A 19,971-nucleotide genomic window follows, 5' to 3' on the forward strand; every position below is an offset into this window, starting at 1 on the left:
GCACAACGGAGAGAGAAATTATGTTTGAACCTATGGAACTGACCAACGACGCGGTGATTAAAGTCATCGGCGTCGGTGGCGGCGGCGGTAACGCCGTAGAGCATATGGTGCGTGAACGCATTGAAGGTGTTGAATTCTTTGCAGTTAACACCGATGCACAGGCACTGCGTAAGACGGCTGTAGGCCAGACTATCCAGATCGGCGGTGGTATCACCAAAGGGCTGGGAGCAGGGGCTAACCCGGAAGTGGGCCGCAATGCGGCTGAAGAAGATCGTGAAGCCCTGCGCGCTGCACTGGAAGGTGCGGACATGGTCTTCATTGCAGCAGGTATGGGTGGCGGTACCGGTACCGGCGCAGCACCTGTTGTAGCTGAAGTGGCTAAAGATTTAGGTATTCTGACCGTTGCTGTCGTGACTAAGCCTTTCAATTTTGAAGGCAAGAAGCGTATGGCCTTTGCGGAGCAGGGTATCACCGAGCTGTCCAAGCACGTTGACTCGCTGATCACCATCCCGAACGACAAGCTGTTGAAGGTTCTGGGTCGCGGTATCTCCCTGCTGGACGCCTTCGGTGCAGCAAACGACGTGCTGAAAGGCGCGGTTCAGGGTATCGCTGAACTGATTACCCGTCCTGGCCTGATGAACGTTGACTTTGCAGACGTTCGCACCGTGATGTCCGAAATGGGCTACGCGATGATGGGCTCTGGCGTGGCGAGCGGCGAAGACCGTGCAGAAGAAGCGGCTGAAATGGCCATCTCTTCTCCACTGCTGGAAGATATCGATCTGTCTGGTGCGCGTGGCGTGCTGGTCAACATTACCGCTGGCTTTGACCTGCGTCTGGATGAGTTCGAAACCGTGGGTAACACTATCCGTGCGTTCGCCTCTGACAACGCTACCGTGGTAATCGGTACTTCGCTTGACCCTGAAATGAACGACGAGCTGCGTGTTACCGTTGTTGCGACCGGTATCGGTATGGACAAGCGTCCTGAGATCACCTTAGTGACCAACAAGCAGGCTCAGCAACCGGTAATGGATCGTTACCAGCAGCACGGTATGTCTCCGCTGACTCAGGAGCAGAAACCGGCCGCGAAAGTGGTGAACGACCCAACGCCGCAAACGGCGAAAGAGCCAGATTATCTGGATATCCCGGCGTTCCTGCGTAAGCAAGCTGATTAAGAATTGGCTGGAATTAGGGGATTTGCGCTCTTTGTGCTAAACTGGCCCACCGTTAGTGATATACACTCTCGGTTGGATAGTTAATTTGGCGAGATTATACGATGATCAAACAAAGGACACTTAAACGTATCGTTCAGGCGACGGGTGTCGGTTTACATACCGGCAAGAAAGTCACGCTGACGTTACGCCCTGCGCCGGCCAATACCGGGGTCATCTATCGTCGCACCGACTTGAATCCACCGGTAGATTTTCCGGCCGATGCCAAATCTGTGCGTGATACTATGCTCTGTACTTGTCTGGTGAACGAGCATGACGTGCGGATTTCTACCGTAGAGCACCTGAACGCCGCCCTGGCGGGTCTGGGTATCGACAACATTATTGTTGAAGTCGATGCGCCAGAAATCCCGATTATGGATGGCAGTGCTGCACCGTTCGTCTATCTGTTGCTGGATGCCGGCATCGAAGAACTGAACTGCGCGAAGAAATTTGTTCGCATCAAAGAGACTGTTCGCGTCGAAGATGGCGACAAGTGGGCTGAGTTCAAACCGTACAATGGTTTCTCGTTGGACTTTACCATCGACTTTAACCATCCGGCGATTGATTCCAGCACCCAGCGCTACGCGATGAACTTCTCTGCTGATGCGTTTATGCGCCAGATCAGCCGAGCCCGTACGTTTGGCTTCATGCGTGATATCGAATATCTGCAGTCCCGCGGCCTGTGCCTGGGCGGCAGCTTCGATTGTGCCATCGTTGTTGACGATTATCGCGTACTGAACGAAGACGGCCTGCGTTTCGAAGATGAATTCGTTCGTCACAAAATGCTGGACGCTATCGGCGACCTGTTTATGTGTGGTCACAATATTATTGGTGCATTTACCGCGTTCAAATCCGGTCATGCGCTGAACAACAAACTGTTGCAGGCCGTCCTGGCAAAACAGGAAGCCTGGGAATATGTGACCTTCGAAGACGAAGCAGAACTGCCGCTGGCTTTCAAAGCGCCAAACATGGTTCTGGCGTAACGGTTCACGCCGTTTCGTAAAAAATCGACTGGTTAACCTGGTACTCTCTCCGACCAGGAAGACCAGTCGTTTTTATTTTTGCCCTTCTTCGTTTGCCCCGGCGTTATCTCTTGTTTGTCTTGCGCAGAAAATGCGTGCGTTAGCTGCATTCTTGACCGTTTTTCCCCGCGGTGGCACCTCATTCCTGCTGATGTGCATTGGCTTTAGTGGTAATATCTGGGCGCTTAAAAAAATAACTTAAAAGTAGCCTGTTACAGGCTGGCTTATGTGGTGGAGCAAGTGAGCGGAATACTGACGCGCTGGCGACAATTTGGCAGACGTTACTTCTGGCCGCATCTCTTATTAGGGATGGTCGCGGCGAGTCTCGGCTTGCCTGCGCTCAGCAACAGTGCCGAAGCGGCGACGCCAGCGAAGACCTCTACCACCAAACACGATCTCAACACGCGGGTTAACTTTACAAACCTCGCGTGGCTTGAAGCCAGCCGCCGCCCGAATTTCTCCGTTGATTACTGGCACCAGCACGCTATCCGCACGGTTATCCGCCATCTCTCCTTCGCGATGGCGCCCCAGGCAATGCCTGTGGCGGAAGAGACGCTGCCGGTGCAGGCCCAGCATCTTGCCCTGCTGGACACGCTTAATGCACTGCTTACGCAGGACAGCCAGCCGCCGGTCATGGTGCGCGAGACGGCGCAACGCGCGCTCGTTTCTCCTGTTTCATTCTCTGTATCAACCTGGATTAGCCAGGTTCACGGCATTCGCGCCGGGCCTCAACGCCTCAGCTAAATTAACTTTTTCAATACCTTAATTTATCTGCCCATGATGGGGCGTTTGAGAATTTATTATGCTAATCAAATTATTAACTAAAGTTTTTGGTAGTCGTAACGATCGTACCCTGCGCCGTATGCGCAAAGCTGTTGCCGTCATCAACGGTATGGAACCGGCGATGGAGAAGCTCTCTGATGATGAGCTGAAAGCGAAAACGGCGGAATTCCGTGCGCGTCTGGAAAAAGGTGAAACCTTAGAAAGCCTGATCCCGGAAGCGTTTGCCGTTGTGCGTGAAGCAAGTAAGCGCGTGTTCGGCATGCGTCACTTCGACGTTCAGCTGCTGGGCGGTATGGTGCTTAACGAGCGCTGCATCGCGGAAATGCGTACCGGTGAAGGTAAAACCCTGACCGCAACGCTGCCGGCTTACCTGAACGCGCTGACCGGTAAAGGCGTTCACGTCGTTACCGTCAACGACTATCTGGCGCAGCGTGATGCCGAAAACAACCGTCCACTGTTCGAATTCCTCGGTATGACCGTCGGTATCAACATGTCCGGCCTGCCTGCGCCAGCCAAGCGTGAAGCGTACAATGCGGATATCACCTACGGTACCAACAACGAATACGGCTTCGACTACCTGCGTGACAACATGGCGTTCAGCCCTGAAGAGCGTGTCCAGCGTAAGCTGCACTATGCGCTGGTGGATGAGGTGGACTCCATCCTGATCGATGAAGCGCGTACCCCGCTTATCATCTCCGGCCCGGCTGAAGACAGCTCCGAGATGTACCGTAAAGTCGACAAAATCATTCCACACCTGCTGCGTCAGGAGAAAGAAGACTCGGATACCTTCCAGGGTGAAGGCCACTTCTCCGTTGATGAAAAAGCGCGCCAGGTGAACCTGACTGAACGTGGTCTGGTGAAAATTGAAGAGCTGCTGGTTGCTGAAGGCATTATGGAAGAGGGCGAGTCTCTGTACTCCCCGAGCAACATCATGCTGATGCACCACGTGACCGCCGCGCTGCGTGCCCACGCGCTGTTCACCCGTGACGTCGACTACATCGTAAAAGACGGCGAAGTGATCATTGTCGATGAGCACACCGGCCGTACCATGCAGGGGCGTCGCTGGTCTGACGGTCTGCACCAGGCTGTAGAAGCCAAAGAAGGCGTGGATATTCAAAACGAAAACCAGACGCTGGCGTCTATCACCTTCCAGAACTACTTCCGTCTGTACGAGAAGCTGGCGGGCATGACCGGTACTGCCGATACCGAAGCGTTTGAATTCAGCTCCATCTACAAGCTGGATACCGTGGTTGTTCCAACCAACCGTCCGATGATCCGTAAGGATATGCCGGACCTGGTGTACATGACCGAAGCGGAAAAAATTCAGGCAATCATCGAAGATATCCGCGAGCGTACTGCCAAAGGCCAGCCGGTTCTGGTGGGGACCATCTCCATTGAAAAATCCGAAGTGGTTTCTCACGAGCTGACGAAAGCGGGCATCAAGCACAACGTACTGAACGCCAAATTCCACGCCAAAGAAGCGGACATTGTTGCGCAGGCAGGTTATCCGGCTGCGGTAACCATCGCCACCAACATGGCGGGTCGTGGTACCGATATTATGCTGGGCGGTAGCTGGCAGGCCGAAGTGGCTGAGCTGGAAAACCCAACGCCTGAACAGATTGCGCAGATCAAGGCCGACTGGCAGGTGCGTCATGACGCGGTGCTGGCATCCGGTGGTCTGCACATTATCGGTACCGAGCGTCATGAATCGCGTCGTATCGATAACCAGCTGCGTGGCCGTGCGGGTCGTCAGGGTGATGCCGGTTCTTCCCGCTTCTACCTGTCGATGGAAGATGCGCTGATGCGTATTTTCGCCTCCGACCGCGTGTCCGGCATGATGCGTAAGCTGGGCATGAAGCCAGGCGAAGCCATTGAGCACCCGTGGGTCACCAAAGCGATCGCGAACGCCCAGCGTAAAGTGGAAAGCCGCAACTTCGATATTCGTAAGCAGCTGCTGGAATACGATGACGTGGCTAACGACCAGCGCCGTGCGATTTACACCCAGCGTAACGAACTGCTGGACGTGTCCGACGTGAGCGAAACCATCAACAGCATTCGCGAAGATGTGTTTAAAGCCACGATTGATGCGCATATTCCACCGCAGTCTCTGGAAGAGATGTGGGACATCGAAGGCCTGCAGGAACGTCTGAAAAACGACTTTGACCTCGATCTGCCTATCAAAGAGTGGCTGGATAAAGAGCCTGAGCTGCACGAAGAGACCCTGCGCGAACGTATCTACGAAACCGCGCTGGATGTTTACAAGCGTAAGGAAGAGGTTGTTGGCGCTGAGATGATGCGTCACTTCGAAAAAGGCGTGATGCTGCAGACGCTGGATTCCCTGTGGAAAGAGCACCTGGCGGCGATGGACTACCTGCGTCAGGGTATCCACCTGCGTGGCTATGCGCAGAAAGATCCGAAGCAGGAATACAAGCGTGAGTCCTTCTCCATGTTTGCGTCTATGCTGGAGTCGCTGAAGTATGAAGTGATCAGCACCCTGAGCAAGGTTCAGGTGCGTATGCCGGAAGAGGTAGAAGCGATGGAGCAGCAGCGTCGTGAAGAAGCCGAGCGTCTGGCACAAATGCAACAGCTGAGCCATCAGACCGACGACAGCGAAGCCGCAGCGGCGATCGCCGCGCAGACTGGCGATCGCAAAGTGGGTCGTAACGATCCGTGCCCATGTGGCTCCGGTAAAAAGTACAAGGCGTGCCACGGGCGTCTGAGCTAAATTCATAAAAAAACAAAAAGGCGCAGACATCTGCGCCTTTTTTATGGAAGTAACAATATGAAAATACTGCAAATTGCCGTCGGGATTATTCGCAACCCGCAAAACCAAATCTTTATCACCCAGCGTGCTGCCGACGCCCATATGGCGAACAAATGGGAGTTTCCAGGCGGAAAAATTGAGGCTGGTGAAACCCCGGAAGCGGCGCTGGTTCGCGAGCTTCAGGAAGAAGTCGGGATCACCCCGCTTGGCGCAACGCTGTTTGATAAGCTCGAATACCAGTTCCCGGACAGGCACATTACGCTGTGGTTCTGGCTGGTGGAAAACTGGGAAGGTGAACCCTGGGGAAAAGAGGGGCAGCCGGGTAACTGGGTGGCGCTTCAGGCAGGTGATGCCGAAAAATTCCCGCCAGCCAACGAGCCTGTGATCATGCGGCTCGTTGCACAACCGAAGGCCTGCTAAGCGACGCGTCAGCAGGCTTTACAGATTACTGCTGATTTTCACTCCAGTCGTCGCTGTCCGAGAGATCGCCTTTACTCGGAATACGTTTCTCTTCCGCCGCCCATTCGCCCAGGTCAATAAGCTGGCAGCGTTTGCAGCAGAATGGGCGGAACGGACTCACTTCGCCCCAGACAACGGTTTTGCCACAGGTAGGGCAGTTTACGGTGGTGACATCAGACATCGGCACTCCTTAACAACAGGCCAGTTCAAAATCGAGGCGTTCCGGCACGGTGCCATTTTCGCTGTCCAGAGGCATAAAGCGAATCGCAAAGCGGCTCTTATGCCCGGAAATTTGCGGATAAAGCTGTTCGCCAAGCGATAAATTCAGGCGCAAAAGATCGGCATCATCACCGTTGTCCTGGTAGAAACCATTCAGGCTGGTTTGCTTGCGGAACGGCGCTGAGTTACGGATCAGATCGAGGATCAACGACAGCGTCTGGTGCATCGGCTCCAGGCTTGCCAGCCAGCTGTTCACCTGCGCGTCACGCTGGGCTTGTGGCATATGGAGCCACATATGCAGCGTCGGCAGGTCGAAGCTGCAGCAACCGCCAGGGATGCTCAGGCGCTGGCGCACCAGGCCAATCAGGCGGTCCTCACGCAAAAACTGCCCGACGCGCGGTGCAGCCATCAGGATGCTGCTGCTGGTTTTAAGCTGCTGGCGAAGGGAATCGATACGGCTTACATCCACCCCCGGAACCTCAGCCCATGCCTGTAATTTACGCTGCTGGCGCTCCAGCTCTTTAAGCAATTCTGTGCGGACATCGCCGCGTTCAATCACATCCAGCAGATCGCCTACATTGCGGAAGAAATGCAACGCCGTAGCGTGATCGTTAACCGGCAGATGTTGTGAAAGCTGCTGAATGAGGAATTCGATGCGCAGCCAGGTACGCATTTTTTCGTTGAGCGGATGCTCAAAAAGGATGTGTGTCGACATTATGATTTTTCCTGTGCAACGGCCTGCGCGGCAAACGTCAGATACTGCGCGTGCAGACGGGCAACATCCGATGCAATGGCATCTGGTGCGCCGTTATTATCAATGACATCATCCGCCACGGCAAGGCGCTGAGCGCGCGTGGCCTGAGCGGCAAGAATGTGTTCCGCATGTTCTCGCGAGACGTGGTCGCGCGTCATGGTTCTCTGGATTTGCGTTTCGGGGGTGACATCAATCACCAGCACCCGGTCGGCTTTCTTCTGCAGCTGATTTTCAACCAGCAGCGGAACCACCCACAAGACATAGGGCGAGCGGGCCGCGGCGATCTGACGCTGCGTTTCCTGGTGGATGATGGGGTGGAGAAGGCTATTAAGCCAGGCTTTTTCCGCGGAATCGGAAAAAATGCATTCGCGAAGCTGGCGGCGATTCAGGGTGCCATCGGCATTGATGATGGCCTGACCAAAATGTTCTGCGATGGCCTTTAGCGCGGGTGTATCGGGCTCTACCACCTGGCGGGCAATAATATCGGCATCGATAATCGTGATACCCAAACGAGAAAACGCGTCCGCAACGGTACTTTTGCCACTACCGATGCCGCCGGTTAATGCAACGATATACCCCATTAAATAAAATCCTGGGAATTATTCATTATAAAAATCAGTTGATTAAAAATCACAGATGCGCCAGTCACTGTTTAGCCCTGTTTACCGGCTTTTTACCAGGTAAATTTATAGGATTGTAGCGTAAAAAAAGAGAATTTCGCAGTCTTGCGGAGCAGGTATTAGTGCGTATGATAGCGTCACTGGAGTTGTGCTTTTAACATATTTGCCTCTAACCCCAGGAATCCGCACATGCGTATCGAAGAAGATCTGAAGTTAGGTTTCAAAGACGTTCTTATCCGCCCTAAACGCTCTACACTGAAAAGTCGCTCAGACGTTGAACTCGAACGTCAATTCACCTTTAAGCATTCCGGTCAGACGTGGTCTGGCGTGCCGATCATCGCTGCCAATATGGATACTGTGGGAACCTTTGAGATGGCAACCGCGCTGGCACAGTTCGATATTCTCACCGCCGTTCACAAACATTACAGCCCTGAAGAGTGGGATGCGTTTGTTGCGTCCGCCTCTGCTGATGTGGTGAAGCACGTGATGGTCTCCACCGGCACCTCCGATGCGGATTTTGAGAAGACCAAACAGATCCTGAAGGCTAACCCGGCGCTGAACTTCGTTTGTATTGATGTGGCGAACGGTTACTCCGAGCATTTCGTGCAGTTCGTCAGCAAGGCGCGTGAGGCCTGGCCGACGAAAACCATCATCGCGGGAAACGTGGTGACCGGTGAAATGTGTGAAGAGCTGATCCTCTCCGGTGCCGATATCGTGAAAGTAGGGATTGGTCCGGGCTCCGTATGCACCACACGCGTCAAAACCGGCGTCGGTTATCCGCAGCTCTCTGCCGTCATTGAATGTGCCGACGCGGCGCACGGGCTGGGCGGCCAGATCATCAGCGACGGCGGTTGCACGATGCCGGGTGATGTTGCAAAGGCCTTCGGCGGCGGCGCGGATTTCGTGATGCTCGGCGGTATGCTGGCAGGCCATGAAGAGAGCGGTGGTACCGTCGTTGAAGAGAACGGCGAGAAATTTATGCTGTTCTACGGCATGAGCTCTGAGTCTGCGATGACCCGTCACGTCGGTGGCGTGGCAAAATACCGCGCGGCAGAAGGCAAAACCGTGAAGCTGCCCCTGCGCGGCCCGGTTGAAAACACCGCACGCGATATCCTCGGCGGCCTGCGCTCTGCCTGCACCTACGTGGGCGCATCCCGCCTGAAAGAGCTGACAAAGCGTACGACGTTTATTCGCGTTCAGGAACAGGAAAACCGCGTATTCAATAGCCTGTAATGGCTTTCGCTGGCGCATGCCCGTGCGCCAGCCCTGTTGTACTATCCCGCGCTCATCGCATCTCCCAGGTGGAATATCGGCAGGTACATGGCCACCACCAGCGTACCGATAATGACCCCCGTCACAATCAGTAGCAGCGGCTCCAGAAGCGCCGCCAGGTTATCTGCTCGTTGAAAGGTCTGTTCCGTGTGATGACGGGCAAGGTTTGCCAGCATGATGTCCAGCGCACCTGACATCTCACCGGTTCGTAAAAGCTGAATACAGAGCGGGGTAAACAATGCCGCCTTCTGAAAGGATGACCAGACGGGTAGACCCTTTTCAATGTCCTCCCGCACGTTGCGAAGTATCCCTTGCCAGTACCGGCTCTCAACGGTTTCTTCTGCACTCTCCAGACCCTGTAAAAAGGGGATGCCTGCCTGTTGCGTGAGTGACAGCACGGTAAAGATGTGTCCCAGCTTTTGGCCTTTTGCCAGTGCGCCCATCACGGGCGTCTGCATCAGGATTTGCTGCCAGCGAGGGTTCTGCCGCAGAGCCCAGGCGACGGCAAAGGGGGTTAGTAGCAGGGCGAACAACGCGAGGGCATATGACTGCATAAAGGCGGCCATTCCCATGACCATCTGTGTCAGCACGGGAAGCGGGGTATTAAACGTTTTGTAGATCGCAGCAAACTCGGGCAGGACCAGGGTGACCATCGCCAGCACAACCACTACAGCCAGCGTCAGGACGATCGCCGGGTAACGCAGCGCTTTTTTCACTTTTGCACTGAGCTGCTGCTGCGCTTTTTGTTGCTGCGCGAGCTGACGACAGCACGCCTCCAGCTTCCCTGTCAGCTCCCCGGTCTTCACCATCGAGACATGCAGCGGGCTAAAAACGGCTGGCCACTTTTTTAGCGACGCCGAAAACGGGCATCCTTCACTGAGCTCATCGGCAATGCTTTGCAGCAGCGCCTGCCACGGTTTTAACGGATGCTGCTCTGCCAGCATTTGCAGACTGTGGGACAATGTCAGTCCAGCCTGCAGAAGCGTGGCGAGCTGATGAAACATCTCGTCGCAGTGGTGTTGCCGCCAGCGGTGTCGTTGCGCGCATCGGGTTAGCGTCAGAGGATGGAGGTCGTTACGCATTAGCCGGGTGAAGGCCGCATTGCGGTCCGTGGCCCACAGTGTCCCGCTTCGGGGTTCTCCATCTTTGGTGAGCGCACGCCAGCGCCAGAGATGATTAGCCGCCATTGGGCATTCCCAGGACGCGCAACAACTCTTCAATCGTGGTTAGCCCCTGTTCGACGGCCATGCAGCCGTGTTCAAAAAGAGAAATCATCCCTGCCTGGCGGGCGCTCGCCTCGATGACGTCTGTTCCCGCCCCGCTGGCAATGGCCTGCCGCAGGGCATTGTCGATCCCAAGTACTTCAAAAATGGCCACGCGGCCATAAAAACCGTGGTAACAGCGCTCGCAGCCGGTAGGCTGCCAGCGTGGAAGCGGTCTGGGCCATACTGATCGAGGTAAGTCCGTATGCTCCCCGCTTTTCTGTCGGCAGTACGGGCACAGACGTCGAACCAGTCTCTGGGCTATCACCATCGTCAGCGCGGAGGAAATCATCCAGCGTGCGACGCCCATCTGCTCCAGGCGAACCAGCGTTTCCGTCGTCGAGTTGGTATGCAGGGTCGACAGCACCAGGTGCCCGGTCTGGGCAGCATTAATGGCAATCCCGGCCGTTTCACCGTCACGGATTTCGCCGACCATAATAATGTCGGGATCCTGACGCAGCAGCGCCCGCAGCACGCTCTGGAAGGTTAAACCCGCCCGGGGATTAATCTGCGTCTGGTTTAATCCGGCAAGGGGGATCTCAATAGGATCTTCGACGCTGCAGATGTTGACGTCAGGGGTGTTACGCGACTGCAGCGCGCTGTACAGCGTCACGGTTTTGCCGCTGCCGGTAGGCCCAGTGACCAGAATCAGCCCCTGCGGCTGGTGGAGAACCGCATTAAAACAGGCCAACTGCTCAGCATTCATGCCAAGCGCTTTCGGCTCAAGGGCCTGCGGAACCTGCTGCAGGAGACGCAGCACAATTTTCTCGCCTCCGCTGCAGGGAAGCGTCGCGATCCGAAACGAGACCGGCTCGTTGGCCAGCTCAATCGTAAACTGGCCGTCCTGGGGTAAACGGCGCTCAGCAATATCCAGGTTACCCAGCACTTTTAAACGCGCGCTGAGCAGGTTAGCCATTTCCGCCGCAAGCGGAGGCTGCGGGCAAAGTACGCCGTCGATACGTAAACGAATCTGGCACGCGTGCTCCATCGGTTCGATATGAATATCAGAGGCGCGCTGGTTAATTGCCTGCTGCAGCGTGTGGTTGAGGATATCTACCGTTGAATGCGTTTGCGAAACGCCGGGCAGATGCGATTGTGACGTGAGCTGCCGGTGTTTTTCCATGCGCTCAGCGCTCCAGCACTCAATATCAATCCGTTTCTGAGTCGCGAAACGCAGCGCCTCCATGAGTTCGGCCGCGGGGTTGCCCGCGACGGCAATGCTGACCATTTCACTGTCGCTGGTAAGCAGCAGTGCGTGATGGCGAAGACAAAGCGCCACGAGTTGATCGGTCTTCATTTTCCGCTCCTCAGTTATTGTCGAAGCGGAAAACGTCTTCGCAGGCCTGCTTCAGGGCGCTATCAGCGCTGATGTTGCAGAGACGCGTCCAGCCCGTCATACCGTTAGCGTCGTTCCACTGCGGCGTCATGACCACTTCCAGCCCGTTAAGACTTTCCTGTCCTGTTAAGGTCACGACCCCTTTCGCTACGCTCATTCCCGACACGTAGCGTGTCGTGGTGGGGGAAGGGATGCCGTTGCTGCCGGCATCGCAACTCTCCACGCCTCCGTGATCCAGCGCGCAAAGCTCAATGGCGGTGCGGTAGGGGACGAAGGTTTGCAGCATATCGGTCAACGCCGCTTTGCGCAGGTAGTTCTGATAGGCAGGTACGCCGATGGCGCTCAGAATCGCAATAATGCCGATGACCACCATCAGCTCAATGAGAGTGAATCCGTGTTGTCTGTTCATATCTGCTCCTTACGTTAAGTGGCGCTACTCTGTCAGCGCGAAAGGGCAGAAACGAGGGGCAAAAAAAAGAACGGGAGAGCGCTTTCAGAGAATTTATGCCGCGTTGCAGGGAAGAACAGCGGATTTGCGAGCGGGGCTGAAATTCCCCTCTCCGGGCGGAGAGGGGAGAGGAATGACTATTTAAAACGCATCGAGAGGTCGAGAGCGCGAACGTGCTTGGTCAGCGCGCCGACGGAGATGTAATCCACGCCGGTTTCGGCAAATTCACGGATTGTTTCGAAGGTGACGTTTCCGGACACTTCGAGCTGGGCCCGGCCGTTGGTCAGTTTCACCGCCTCACGCATCTGCTCGGTTTCGAAGTTATCGAGCATGATGATATCGGCCCCGGCCTTAATCGCCTGCTCCAGCTCGTCCAGGTTTTCCACTTCTACTTCAACCGGCACATCAGGGTGCAGCCAGAAGGCCTTCTCCACCGCCTGACGCACGGAGCCTGAGGCAATAATGTGGTTCTCTTTAATCAGGAAAGCGTCGGACAGGCCCAGACGATGGTTTGCGCCGCCGCCGCAGAGCACCGCGTACTTCAGCGCCGTGCGCAGGCCCGGCAGCGTTTTGCGGGTATCCAGCAGCTGGGTTCGGGTGCCGGCCAGCAGGTCAACGTAGCGGCGCACTTCACTGGCAACACCAGAGAGCGTTTGTACAAAATTGAGCGCGGTACGTTCGCCGGTCAGCAAGACGCGGGAGGGGCCGTCCAGCTCGAACAGCGGCTGATTTGGCGTGACGCTATCGCCATCTTCCACGTGCCATGTTACCTGCACATCATCGCCCGCCAGTTGGGTAAAGACCTCTTCAACCCAGCGCTTGCCGCAAAAAACACCCTCTTCGCGGGTGATAATGACCGCGTGGGAGCGTGTCTCTTTTGGCAACAATTGTGCGGTAATATCTTTATCGGCATTGACGTCACCGCCCAGGTCTTCTTTCAAAGCATGGGCAACGCTTGCCGGAATATCCATATTAATACGTTCCAGAAGCGCTTCACGTCGGTGGTCGGGGTTGTAGCGGCGAGGCGGCATGATAAAACTCCAAATTGGTAACGAATCATAATATTGAAACATGCTACTCTGAACCGAGTAACAGCACCATACATAAGGAGTTCCAGCATGTTGTTAGAAAACGGATGGCTGGTGGATGCGCGGCATGTGCCTTCGCCGCACCACGACTGCCGCCCGGAGGATGAAAAGCCCACACTGCTGGTGGTTCATATTATTAGTCTCCCGCCGGGGGAATTTGGCGGCCCGTGGATCGATGCGTTATTCACGGGAACGATTGATCCCGATGCCCATCCTTTCTTTGCTGAGATTGCGCATCTGCGCGTGTCGGCTCACTGCCTGATTCGTCGCGATGGTGAAGTGGTTCAGTATGTTCCCTTTGATAAGCGCGCCTGGCATGCCGGGGTGTCGATGTATCACGGGCGCGAACGGTGCAACGATTTTTCTATCGGGATCGAACTGGAAGGCACGGATACCACGGCCTACACCGATTCACAGTATCAACAGTTAGCGGCTGTGACCCGCACGCTTATCGGACTCTATCCGGCCATCGCCGACAATATTACGGGACACAGTGATATTGCCCCGGCGAGAAAAACCGATCCCGGCCCGGCATTCGACTGGACGCGGTTCCGCGCCATGCTCACCTCGTCGTCAGAATAAGGAGATACCATGACGTTGTTTACCATGCTGCTGGTTATCATCGCTGAACGCCTGTTCAAGCTCGGCGAGCACTGGCATCTGGATCACCGGCTGGAGGTGCTTTTCCGCCGGATTAAGCACTTTTCTCTGCTGCGTACGCTGCTGATGATGGCGGGGGTGATGGTCATTACGTTCCTGCTGCTGCGCGCGCTGCATGGACTGTTTTTCAACGTGCCGCTGCTGGTGGTGTGGATCCTGCTCGGCGTGCTGTGCATTGGTGCGGGCAAGGTGCGTTTGCACTATCACGCCTACCTGAAAGCCGCCTCCCGTGACGATGCCCATGCGCGCGGTGCCATGGCGAGCGAGTTGACGATGATCCACGGCGTGCCGCCGGACTGCGACGAGCGCGAGTTTCTGCGCGAACTGCAGAACGCGCTGCTGTGGATTAACTTCCGTTACTACTTGGCGCCGCTGTTCTGGTTTGTGGTAGGCGGCCCGTGGGGACCGGTCTTGCTGATGGGGTATGCGTTCCTGCGCGCCTGGCAGACCTGGATTGCCCGCTATCTGACGCCGCATGAACGTTTGCTATCCGGCATCGATGCCATCCTGCACGTGCTCGACTGGCTCCCGGTGCGTCTGGTGGGCGTGGTGTACGCGTTAATTGGACACGGTGAGAAAGCGCTGCCCGCATGGTTTGCTTCGCTGGCTGACCGCCATACGTCGCAGTATCAGGTGTTAACGCGTCTGGCGCAGTTCTCACTGGCGCGTGAGCCGCATACCGACAAGATTGAAACACCGAAAGCCGCTGTCTCCATGGCGAAGAAAACGTCGTTTGTGGTGGTGGTTATCGTGGCGCTGCTGACGATCTACGGCACGCTGGTGTAAGCCAGCGCGCCGCAAAGACTAAAGCGTATCCGCAGGCGGGATGCCGAAATCAGGCATCCCGTTTTCATTCCAGCGGACGCGCTTCAGGCGGGTATGACGGTTCGGATCGTAAAGCGGATCGCCCTCAATTTCGGTGTAGTTTCGCGCGTGATACACCAGCACATCTTCCCCTTCCGGCGTTTGCGTAAAGCTGTTGTGGCCCGGGCCGAACTGGCGGTTTTCGTAGCTTGTCACGAATACGGGACGCGGGGATTTGTGCCAGTTTGCAGGGTTTTGCGGATCGGCATTCAGGTCTATCCACAGCAGTCCCATGCAGTAGTTCTCGTCGGTGGCGCTGGCGGAATAGCTGATAAACAGCTTATCGCCGTGAACCAACACCGCTGGGCCTTCGTTAACCCAAAATCCGCGACACTCCCAGTCATACTCCGGTTTGCTGAGCATCACCGGCTCGCCTTTTAGCGTCCACGGGTTCGCCATTTCACACAGATAAAGGTTGGAGTTCCCGGTGATATCCGGTGCCTTTTGCGCCCACAGATACCAGCGTTTCCCCTGATGCACAAAGGAGGTAGCGTCCAGAGCAAAGGTATCGAACGGGGTTTTGATTTGGCCTTTTTCCACCCACGTGCCGGTAAGCGGATCGCTGTCGGTACATTCAATGGCAAACATGCGGTGCTGGAACATCCCAAGTGCATCGAGCGCCTGCGTGTGTGTCGCGGCAAAATAGATGTACCACTTTCCGTCGATATGATGCAGTTCCGGCGCCCATATCAGCTGGCTCATGGGGCCAGCGTCGGGTTTACGCCAGACCACCACTTCTTCGGCATGACGTAAGCCTTCAAGCGACGCTGCGCGGCGGATCGCCAGCCTGTCGTACTGCGGCACGGAGGCGATAAAATAGTACTGCCCCTCATGGCGTAAAATGTACGGATCGGCGCGTTGTTCGATAAACGGGTTTGGCCACTGATGCATTTGGCTCTCCTTATTTTGTCTCTGCGGCTTTCAGTTCCTGATAGTCGTTCAGTTCACGGTAGTTGGTGCGGCGTTTCTCCAGATCGGCCTGGATCTGCTTCATGGTTTCACGATCCACCTTCAGCAGACGCACCACGCCCGCGGTAATTAAGTATCCAATGCCGGGAATGACGGTAAAGAGCAGCACGATCCCGTTAAGGGCGTCCGCGCTTTGCGCTTTCGCGCCCGCGTCGTAGCCGTACCAGGAGAGCAGGAACCCGACCATCGCCCCGGCAATCGCCAGCCCCAGCTTCAGGAAGAAGATGTTGCCCGAGAAGCTGATGCCGGTGATGCGCTTCCCGGTTTTCCACTCGCCGTAGTCGTCCACGTCGGCCATCAGCGACCAGTGCAGCGGAGACGGGATCTGGTGCAGGATGTTCAGCAGGACGTAGAGCACCACGATGGTGACGGTGGCTTTCGGGTCGAAGAAATAAAAGGCGCAGGAGAAAATCGCCAGCACGATATTGGTCCAGAAGAAGACCTTCAGCTTACACCAGCGGTCGGTCAGCACTTTTGCCAGCACGCTGCCGAGCATCATGCCAACAACGCCCAGGCTGATAAACAGCGTGGCGAAGTGGGTGCTCTGGCCCATCACCCAGGTAACGTAATACATGGTGGCCGCCATGCGGATAAAGCCGGGGCAGACGTTGCAGAGCGTCAGCAGCAGAATGCGCACCCACTGGTCGTTCTTCCACACGTCTTTCAGATCGTTTTTCAACTCATCGTTGGTCTGCACCGCCGGGCGCACGCGCTCGCGCACGGTGGCGAAGCAGAACAGGAACATGCAGGTGCCAATCAGCGCTAGTACGGTCATCGCCATCTGGTAGCCTTTGGCTTTGTTGTCCCCGCCAAACCAGTCGGCCATCGGCAGCAGCGTTAATGAGAGCAGCAGCGTGGCGATGCCGACCAGCACGAAGCGATACGACTGGCAGGCGACGCGCTCTTTCGGGTCGTTAGTGATCACCCCGCCCAGCGAGCAGTAGGGGATGTTGATGGCGGTATAGGTCAGCGACAGCAGGAAATAGGTGACAAAGGCATAGATAACTTTGCTGTTATAGCTCCACTCTGGCGTGGTGAACATCAGGATGCTGAACAGCGCGTAGGGGAAAGCGATCCACAGCAGCCATGGACGAAACCGGCCATATTTGCTGCGGGTACGGTCGGCAATCGCGCCCATGATCGGGTCCGTTACGGCGTCAATCACGCGGACAGACAGCAGCAGCACGCCGACCAGCGCAGGGGCGAGGCCAAAAATATCCGTATAAAAATAGTTAACAAACAGCATGATGGCGCCAAAGATAATGTTGCATCCGGCGTCGCCCATCCCATAGCCGATCTTTTCTTTTACTGACAGGGTGTTGTTATCCATCGACAGCTCTCCGGTTTACGGTATGGAGAGAATTATTCGCTGACGAAGGGATATATGCGTTGCAGTATCAGGGCGGTGATATGGATAAATGCGCTGTGGGCGTGAAAGTGTGAGGGAGGTAACAACGCGCGGTACCCGTAAAAGCAGGTACCGCGGAGGGAGGCTTAGTGCGCCTTCATGGCATTACGGCTTTTCTGACTGAACAGATAGCCCACGCCCAGGATCGCAATCCAGACCGGGATCAGGTAGACGGAAATCGCCATACCCGGCGTGATCAGCATGATCACCAGAACGGCCGCCATGAACAGCAGGCAGATCCAGTTACCCAGCGGATAGAGCAGGGCAGGGAAGCGCGTGGTGACGCCCTGCTGCTGTTTCGCGCGGCGGAACTTGATGTGCGCCAGGCTGATCATCGCCCAGTTGATGACCAGGGCAGAGACCACCAGCGCCATCAGCAGGCCAAACGCCGATTCCGGTGCCATGTAGTTAATCAGCACGCACAGGGCGGTCACGATGGCGGAAACAATGATGGTATTCACCGGCACGCCGCGTTTATCAACGTTAAGCAGCATCTTCGGCGCGTTGCCCTGTTGGGCGAGGCCGAACAGCATACGGCTGTTGCAGTATACGCAGCTGTTGTATACGGAGAGCGCTGCGGTCAGCACCACGATGTTCAGGGCGTTGGCGACAAAGGTGTCGCCCAGCTCGTGGAAGATCAGCACAAACGGGCTGGTGTCAGCAGTCACGCGCGTCCACGGCAGCAGGGAGAGCAGCACGGCCAGTGAGCCCACATAGAAGATCAGAATACGGTAGATAACCTGATTTGTGGCTTTCGGGATGCTCTGCTCAGGGTTGTCGGCTTCAGCGGCAGTGATCCCTACCAGCTCCAGACCGCCGAAGGAGAACATAATGATGGCCATCATCATCACCAGACCGGTCATGCCGTGAGGCAGGAAGCCACCCTGTTCCCAGAGGTTGCGCACGGTGGCCTGCGGGCCGCCGTTGCCGCTGAACAGCAGCCAGCCGCCAAAGATAATCATCGCCACCACGGCAATGACCTTGATGATGGCAAACCAGAACTCCATCTCCCCGAACACTTTAACGTTGGTCAGGTTAATGGCGTTAATAATGACGAAGAAGGCCGCAGCAGAAGCCCAGGTTGGGATTTCGGGATACCAGAACTGAATGTATTTCCCGACGGCGGTCAGTTCGGCCATGGCAACCAGAACGTACAGCACCCAGTAGTTCCAGCCCGAGGCGAAACCGGCAAAGCTGCCCCAGTATTTATAGGCAAAGTGGCTGAAGGAGCCCGCGACCGGCTCTTCTACTACCATTTCGCCCAGCTGGCGCATGATCAGAAAAGCAATGAAACCCGCAATCGCGTAACCCAAAATAATGCCCGGACCGGCAGACTGGATAACGGATGCGCTGCCCAGAAACAGGCCGGTACCAATCGCACCGCCCAGTGCGATGAGCTGAATATGGCGGTTTTTAAGCCCGCGCTTTAGCTGATCGCCGTGCTGTTGAGCTTCCATTTGAAACCTCGTGTGTGGTTGTTATGTTCACGCTGAGCGTGTGTAATTATGAAAATCCATATTCTGTATTTATTTCTTTACGGTAAACGAGACCGAAAAAAGCGGAGATGACTTCCGTAAGCGCCAGAATAGTGGTAAGTGCCTGCGAATGCACCTGCTTTATGAAGGGGTGATGACGACTTGAATAAAAAGAAAGCATTTGTAAATCGGCCCGCTCGTTGTTCCTCTCCCAACCTATAGAATAGAAATGCGCCTTAAGTGGGCGAATTTTCATTATTTGCCTTGTTGAATCGCTTCAGATTGCAAAAACCCTCGTTTCATTATGGTTAAAACTCCCTCTTTGGGGGTAATCAACTCATTTGTGCAAAGTTACATTTCTGAAACGTTATTTCTGTAAGGTTGTTAAAATGTGCAGGGTTTACTGATTTCAATCAAAACCAATATGGACAGAAGGTGAATACTTTGTTACTTTAGCGATACGAAATAGAAATTGGTAAGACCAATTGACTCCGGGCAAAAAGGCGTAAGACAGGGAATATGGCCTACAGCAAAATTCGCCAACCAAAACTATCTGATGTGATTGAGCAGCAGCTGGAGTTTTTAATCCTCGAAGGGACTCTGCGCCCGGGTGAGAAACTTCCGCCAGAACGCGAGCTGGCAAAACAGTTCGACGTTTCACGTCCTTCTCTGCGTGAGGCGATTCAACGTCTCGAAGCAAAGGGCTTGCTGCTTCGTCGCCAGGGCGGCGGAACCTTTGTGCAAAACAGCCTGTGGCAGAGCTTCAGCGATCCGCTGGTAGAACTTCTCTCTGACCACCCAGAATCCCAGTTTGACCTGCTTGAGACCCGTCACGCGCTGGAAGGTATTGCGGCCTATTACGCCGCCCTTCGCAGCACTGATGAAGATCGCGTGCGTATCCGCGAACTGCATCAGGCCATTGAACGGGCACAGCAGTCCGGCGATTTAGACGCCGAGTCCAGCGCCGTCGTCCAGTATCAAATCGCCGTCACCGAAGCGGCACACAATGTGGTGCTCCTCCATCTGCTACGCTGCATGGAGCCGATGCTGGCCCAGAACGTTCGTCAAAATTTTGAATTGTTGTATGCCCGTCGGGACATGCTCCCACTGGTAAGCAACCATCGCACCCGAGTATTCGAGGCGATAATGGCCGGGGAACCGGAGCAGGCGCGCGAAGCGTCGCACCGCCATCTGGCTTTCATTGAGGAAATCTTGCTGGACCGCAGCCGTGAACAATCGCGTCGCGAACGTTCATTACGCCGCATACAGCAACGAAAGGATTAAGCGCCAGGTACTTTTAGAGCGCGGCAACTAAACGCAGAACCTGTCTTATTGTGTTCTTGCCCAAGAGCACAATGGG

At 55.5% G+C, this 19,971-nt stretch carries 20 protein-coding genes; 9 read left to right on the forward strand and 11 right to left on the reverse strand.

Translation table 11 applies throughout. The annotated features are described in order from the left end of the window. The first annotated feature begins 20 nt into the window (after positions 1–20). The 5 genes from ftsZ to mutT all read left to right on the forward strand — a co-directional run bounded on the left by ftsZ (position 21) and on the right by mutT (position 6,197). A complete protein-coding gene (gene ftsZ, locus ACMWJS_RS14200; protein ID WP_267215247.1) occupies positions 21–1,172 on the forward strand; it encodes a cell division protein FtsZ in 1,152 nt (383 codons plus the stop codon). A gap of 101 nt (positions 1,173–1,273) precedes the next feature. Beyond that, positions 1,274–2,191 (forward strand): UDP-3-O-acyl-N-acetylglucosamine deacetylase, encoded by a 918-nt coding sequence (gene lpxC / locus ACMWJS_RS14205; RefSeq protein ID WP_010426966.1) that lies wholly within the window; start codon positions 1,274–1,276, stop codon positions 2,189–2,191. 279 nt (positions 2,192–2,470) lie between these two features. After that, the gene (gene secM, locus ACMWJS_RS14210) at positions 2,471–2,974 is read left to right on the forward strand and encodes a secA translation cis-regulator SecM (protein ID WP_262821361.1); all 504 of its coding nucleotides are present in this window, start codon (positions 2,471–2,473) and stop codon (positions 2,972–2,974) included. Positions 2,975–3,032: 58 nt separating this feature from the next. Continuing rightward, complete coding sequence (gene secA / locus ACMWJS_RS14215; RefSeq protein WP_021240521.1) at positions 3,033–5,738, forward strand: preprotein translocase subunit SecA; 2,706 nt, start codon at positions 3,033–3,035, stop codon at positions 5,736–5,738. 57 nt (positions 5,739–5,795) lie between these two features. Beyond that, a complete protein-coding gene (gene mutT, locus ACMWJS_RS14220) occupies positions 5,796–6,197 on the forward strand; it encodes an 8-oxo-dGTP diphosphatase MutT (RefSeq protein WP_414747217.1) in 402 nt (133 codons plus the stop codon). 25 nt (positions 6,198–6,222) lie between these two features. On the opposite strand, the gene yacG is transcribed toward mutT, so the two are convergent. Genes yacG through coaE form a run of 3 tightly spaced genes read right to left on the reverse strand, consistent with a single transcriptional unit; the run spans position 6,223 to position 7,790 of the window. After that, positions 6,223–6,417: a DNA gyrase inhibitor YacG gene (yacG, locus tag ACMWJS_RS14225; protein ID WP_023615920.1), complete on the reverse strand. Its 195-nt coding sequence runs from the start codon at positions 6,415–6,417 to the stop codon at positions 6,223–6,225. 9 nt (positions 6,418–6,426) lie between these two features. Next, the gene (zapD, locus tag ACMWJS_RS14230) at positions 6,427–7,170 is read right to left on the reverse strand and encodes a cell division protein ZapD (protein WP_008501972.1); all 744 of its coding nucleotides are present in this window, start codon (positions 7,168–7,170) and stop codon (positions 6,427–6,429) included. Beyond that, complete coding sequence (gene coaE / locus ACMWJS_RS14235) at positions 7,170–7,790, reverse strand: dephospho-CoA kinase (RefSeq protein ID WP_414747218.1); 621 nt, start codon at positions 7,788–7,790, stop codon at positions 7,170–7,172. Before coaE ends, zapD begins: the two co-directional genes overlap by 1 nt. A gap of 228 nt (positions 7,791–8,018) precedes the next feature. Here coaE and ACMWJS_RS14240 point away from each other — a divergent pair, with 228 nt between their 5' ends. Continuing rightward, positions 8,019–9,062 (forward strand): GMP reductase, encoded by a 1,044-nt coding sequence (locus tag ACMWJS_RS14240; protein ID WP_023293282.1) that lies wholly within the window; start codon positions 8,019–8,021, stop codon positions 9,060–9,062. A gap of 41 nt (positions 9,063–9,103) precedes the next feature. Here ACMWJS_RS14240 and hofC read toward each other — a convergent pair whose 3' ends face one another. The 4 genes from hofC to nadC form a co-directional block, all read right to left on the reverse strand. Next, positions 9,104–10,288 (reverse strand): protein transport protein HofC, encoded by a 1,185-nt coding sequence (hofC, locus tag ACMWJS_RS14245; RefSeq protein ID WP_414747219.1) that lies wholly within the window; start codon positions 10,286–10,288, stop codon positions 9,104–9,106. After that, the gene (gene gspE, locus ACMWJS_RS14250) at positions 10,278–11,660 is read right to left on the reverse strand and encodes a type II secretion system protein GspE (RefSeq protein ID WP_414747220.1); all 1,383 of its coding nucleotides are present in this window, start codon (positions 11,658–11,660) and stop codon (positions 10,278–10,280) included. Before gspE ends, hofC begins: the two co-directional genes overlap by 11 nt. A gap of 10 nt (positions 11,661–11,670) precedes the next feature. Continuing rightward, positions 11,671–12,108 (reverse strand): prepilin peptidase-dependent pilin, encoded by a 438-nt coding sequence (gene ppdD, locus ACMWJS_RS14255; protein WP_126534281.1) that lies wholly within the window; start codon positions 12,106–12,108, stop codon positions 11,671–11,673. A gap of 176 nt (positions 12,109–12,284) precedes the next feature. Next, on the reverse strand, positions 12,285–13,178 hold the full coding sequence (gene nadC, locus ACMWJS_RS14260) for a carboxylating nicotinate-nucleotide diphosphorylase (protein ID WP_021240514.1): 894 nt from the start codon (positions 13,176–13,178) through the stop codon (positions 12,285–12,287). Positions 13,179–13,265: 87 nt separating this feature from the next. Here nadC and ampD point away from each other — a divergent pair, with 87 nt between their 5' ends. Both ampD and ampE read left to right on the forward strand, forming a co-directional pair. After that, entirely contained in the window at positions 13,266–13,817 is a 552-nt protein-coding gene (ampD, locus tag ACMWJS_RS14265; RefSeq protein ID WP_414747221.1) for a 1,6-anhydro-N-acetylmuramyl-L-alanine amidase AmpD, read from the forward strand. Positions 13,818–13,826: 9 nt separating this feature from the next. Beyond that, positions 13,827–14,681: a beta-lactamase regulator AmpE gene (gene ampE / locus ACMWJS_RS14270; RefSeq protein WP_414747222.1), complete on the forward strand. Its 855-nt coding sequence runs from the start codon at positions 13,827–13,829 to the stop codon at positions 14,679–14,681. Positions 14,682–14,699: 18 nt separating this feature from the next. Here the strand turns inward: ampE and ACMWJS_RS14275 are convergent, their stop codons facing one another. The 4 genes from ACMWJS_RS14275 to ACMWJS_RS14290 form a co-directional block, all read right to left on the reverse strand. After that, positions 14,700–15,650 (reverse strand): family 43 glycosylhydrolase, encoded by a 951-nt coding sequence (locus ACMWJS_RS14275; protein WP_414747223.1) that lies wholly within the window; start codon positions 15,648–15,650, stop codon positions 14,700–14,702. Between the two features lie 10 nt (positions 15,651–15,660). After that, positions 15,661–17,058, reverse strand: coding sequence for a glycoside-pentoside-hexuronide (GPH):cation symporter (locus tag ACMWJS_RS14280; RefSeq protein ID WP_045907808.1), 1,398 nt, complete (start codon positions 17,056–17,058; stop codon positions 15,661–15,663). A 164-nt stretch (positions 17,059–17,222) separates the two neighbouring features. Continuing rightward, positions 17,223–18,593, reverse strand: a complete 1,371-nt coding sequence (aroP, locus tag ACMWJS_RS14285) for an aromatic amino acid transporter AroP (RefSeq protein WP_024907477.1) — start codon at positions 18,591–18,593, stop codon at positions 17,223–17,225. A 46-nt stretch (positions 18,594–18,639) separates the two neighbouring features. After that, positions 18,640–18,867, reverse strand: coding sequence for a hypothetical protein (locus ACMWJS_RS14290; RefSeq protein WP_083261508.1), 228 nt, complete (start codon positions 18,865–18,867; stop codon positions 18,640–18,642). A gap of 263 nt (positions 18,868–19,130) precedes the next feature. Between ACMWJS_RS14290 and pdhR the strand changes: the two genes are divergently transcribed. Continuing rightward, positions 19,131–19,895 (forward strand): pyruvate dehydrogenase complex transcriptional repressor PdhR, encoded by a 765-nt coding sequence (pdhR, locus tag ACMWJS_RS14295; RefSeq protein WP_008501960.1) that lies wholly within the window; start codon positions 19,131–19,133, stop codon positions 19,893–19,895. Positions 19,896–19,971: the final 76 nt, after the last annotated feature.

Source organism: Enterobacter sp. HK-058-C-ECC (genome assembly GCF_047531125.1).
Taxonomy (GTDB): domain Bacteria; phylum Pseudomonadota; class Gammaproteobacteria; order Enterobacterales; family Enterobacteriaceae; genus Enterobacter; species Enterobacter quasiroggenkampii.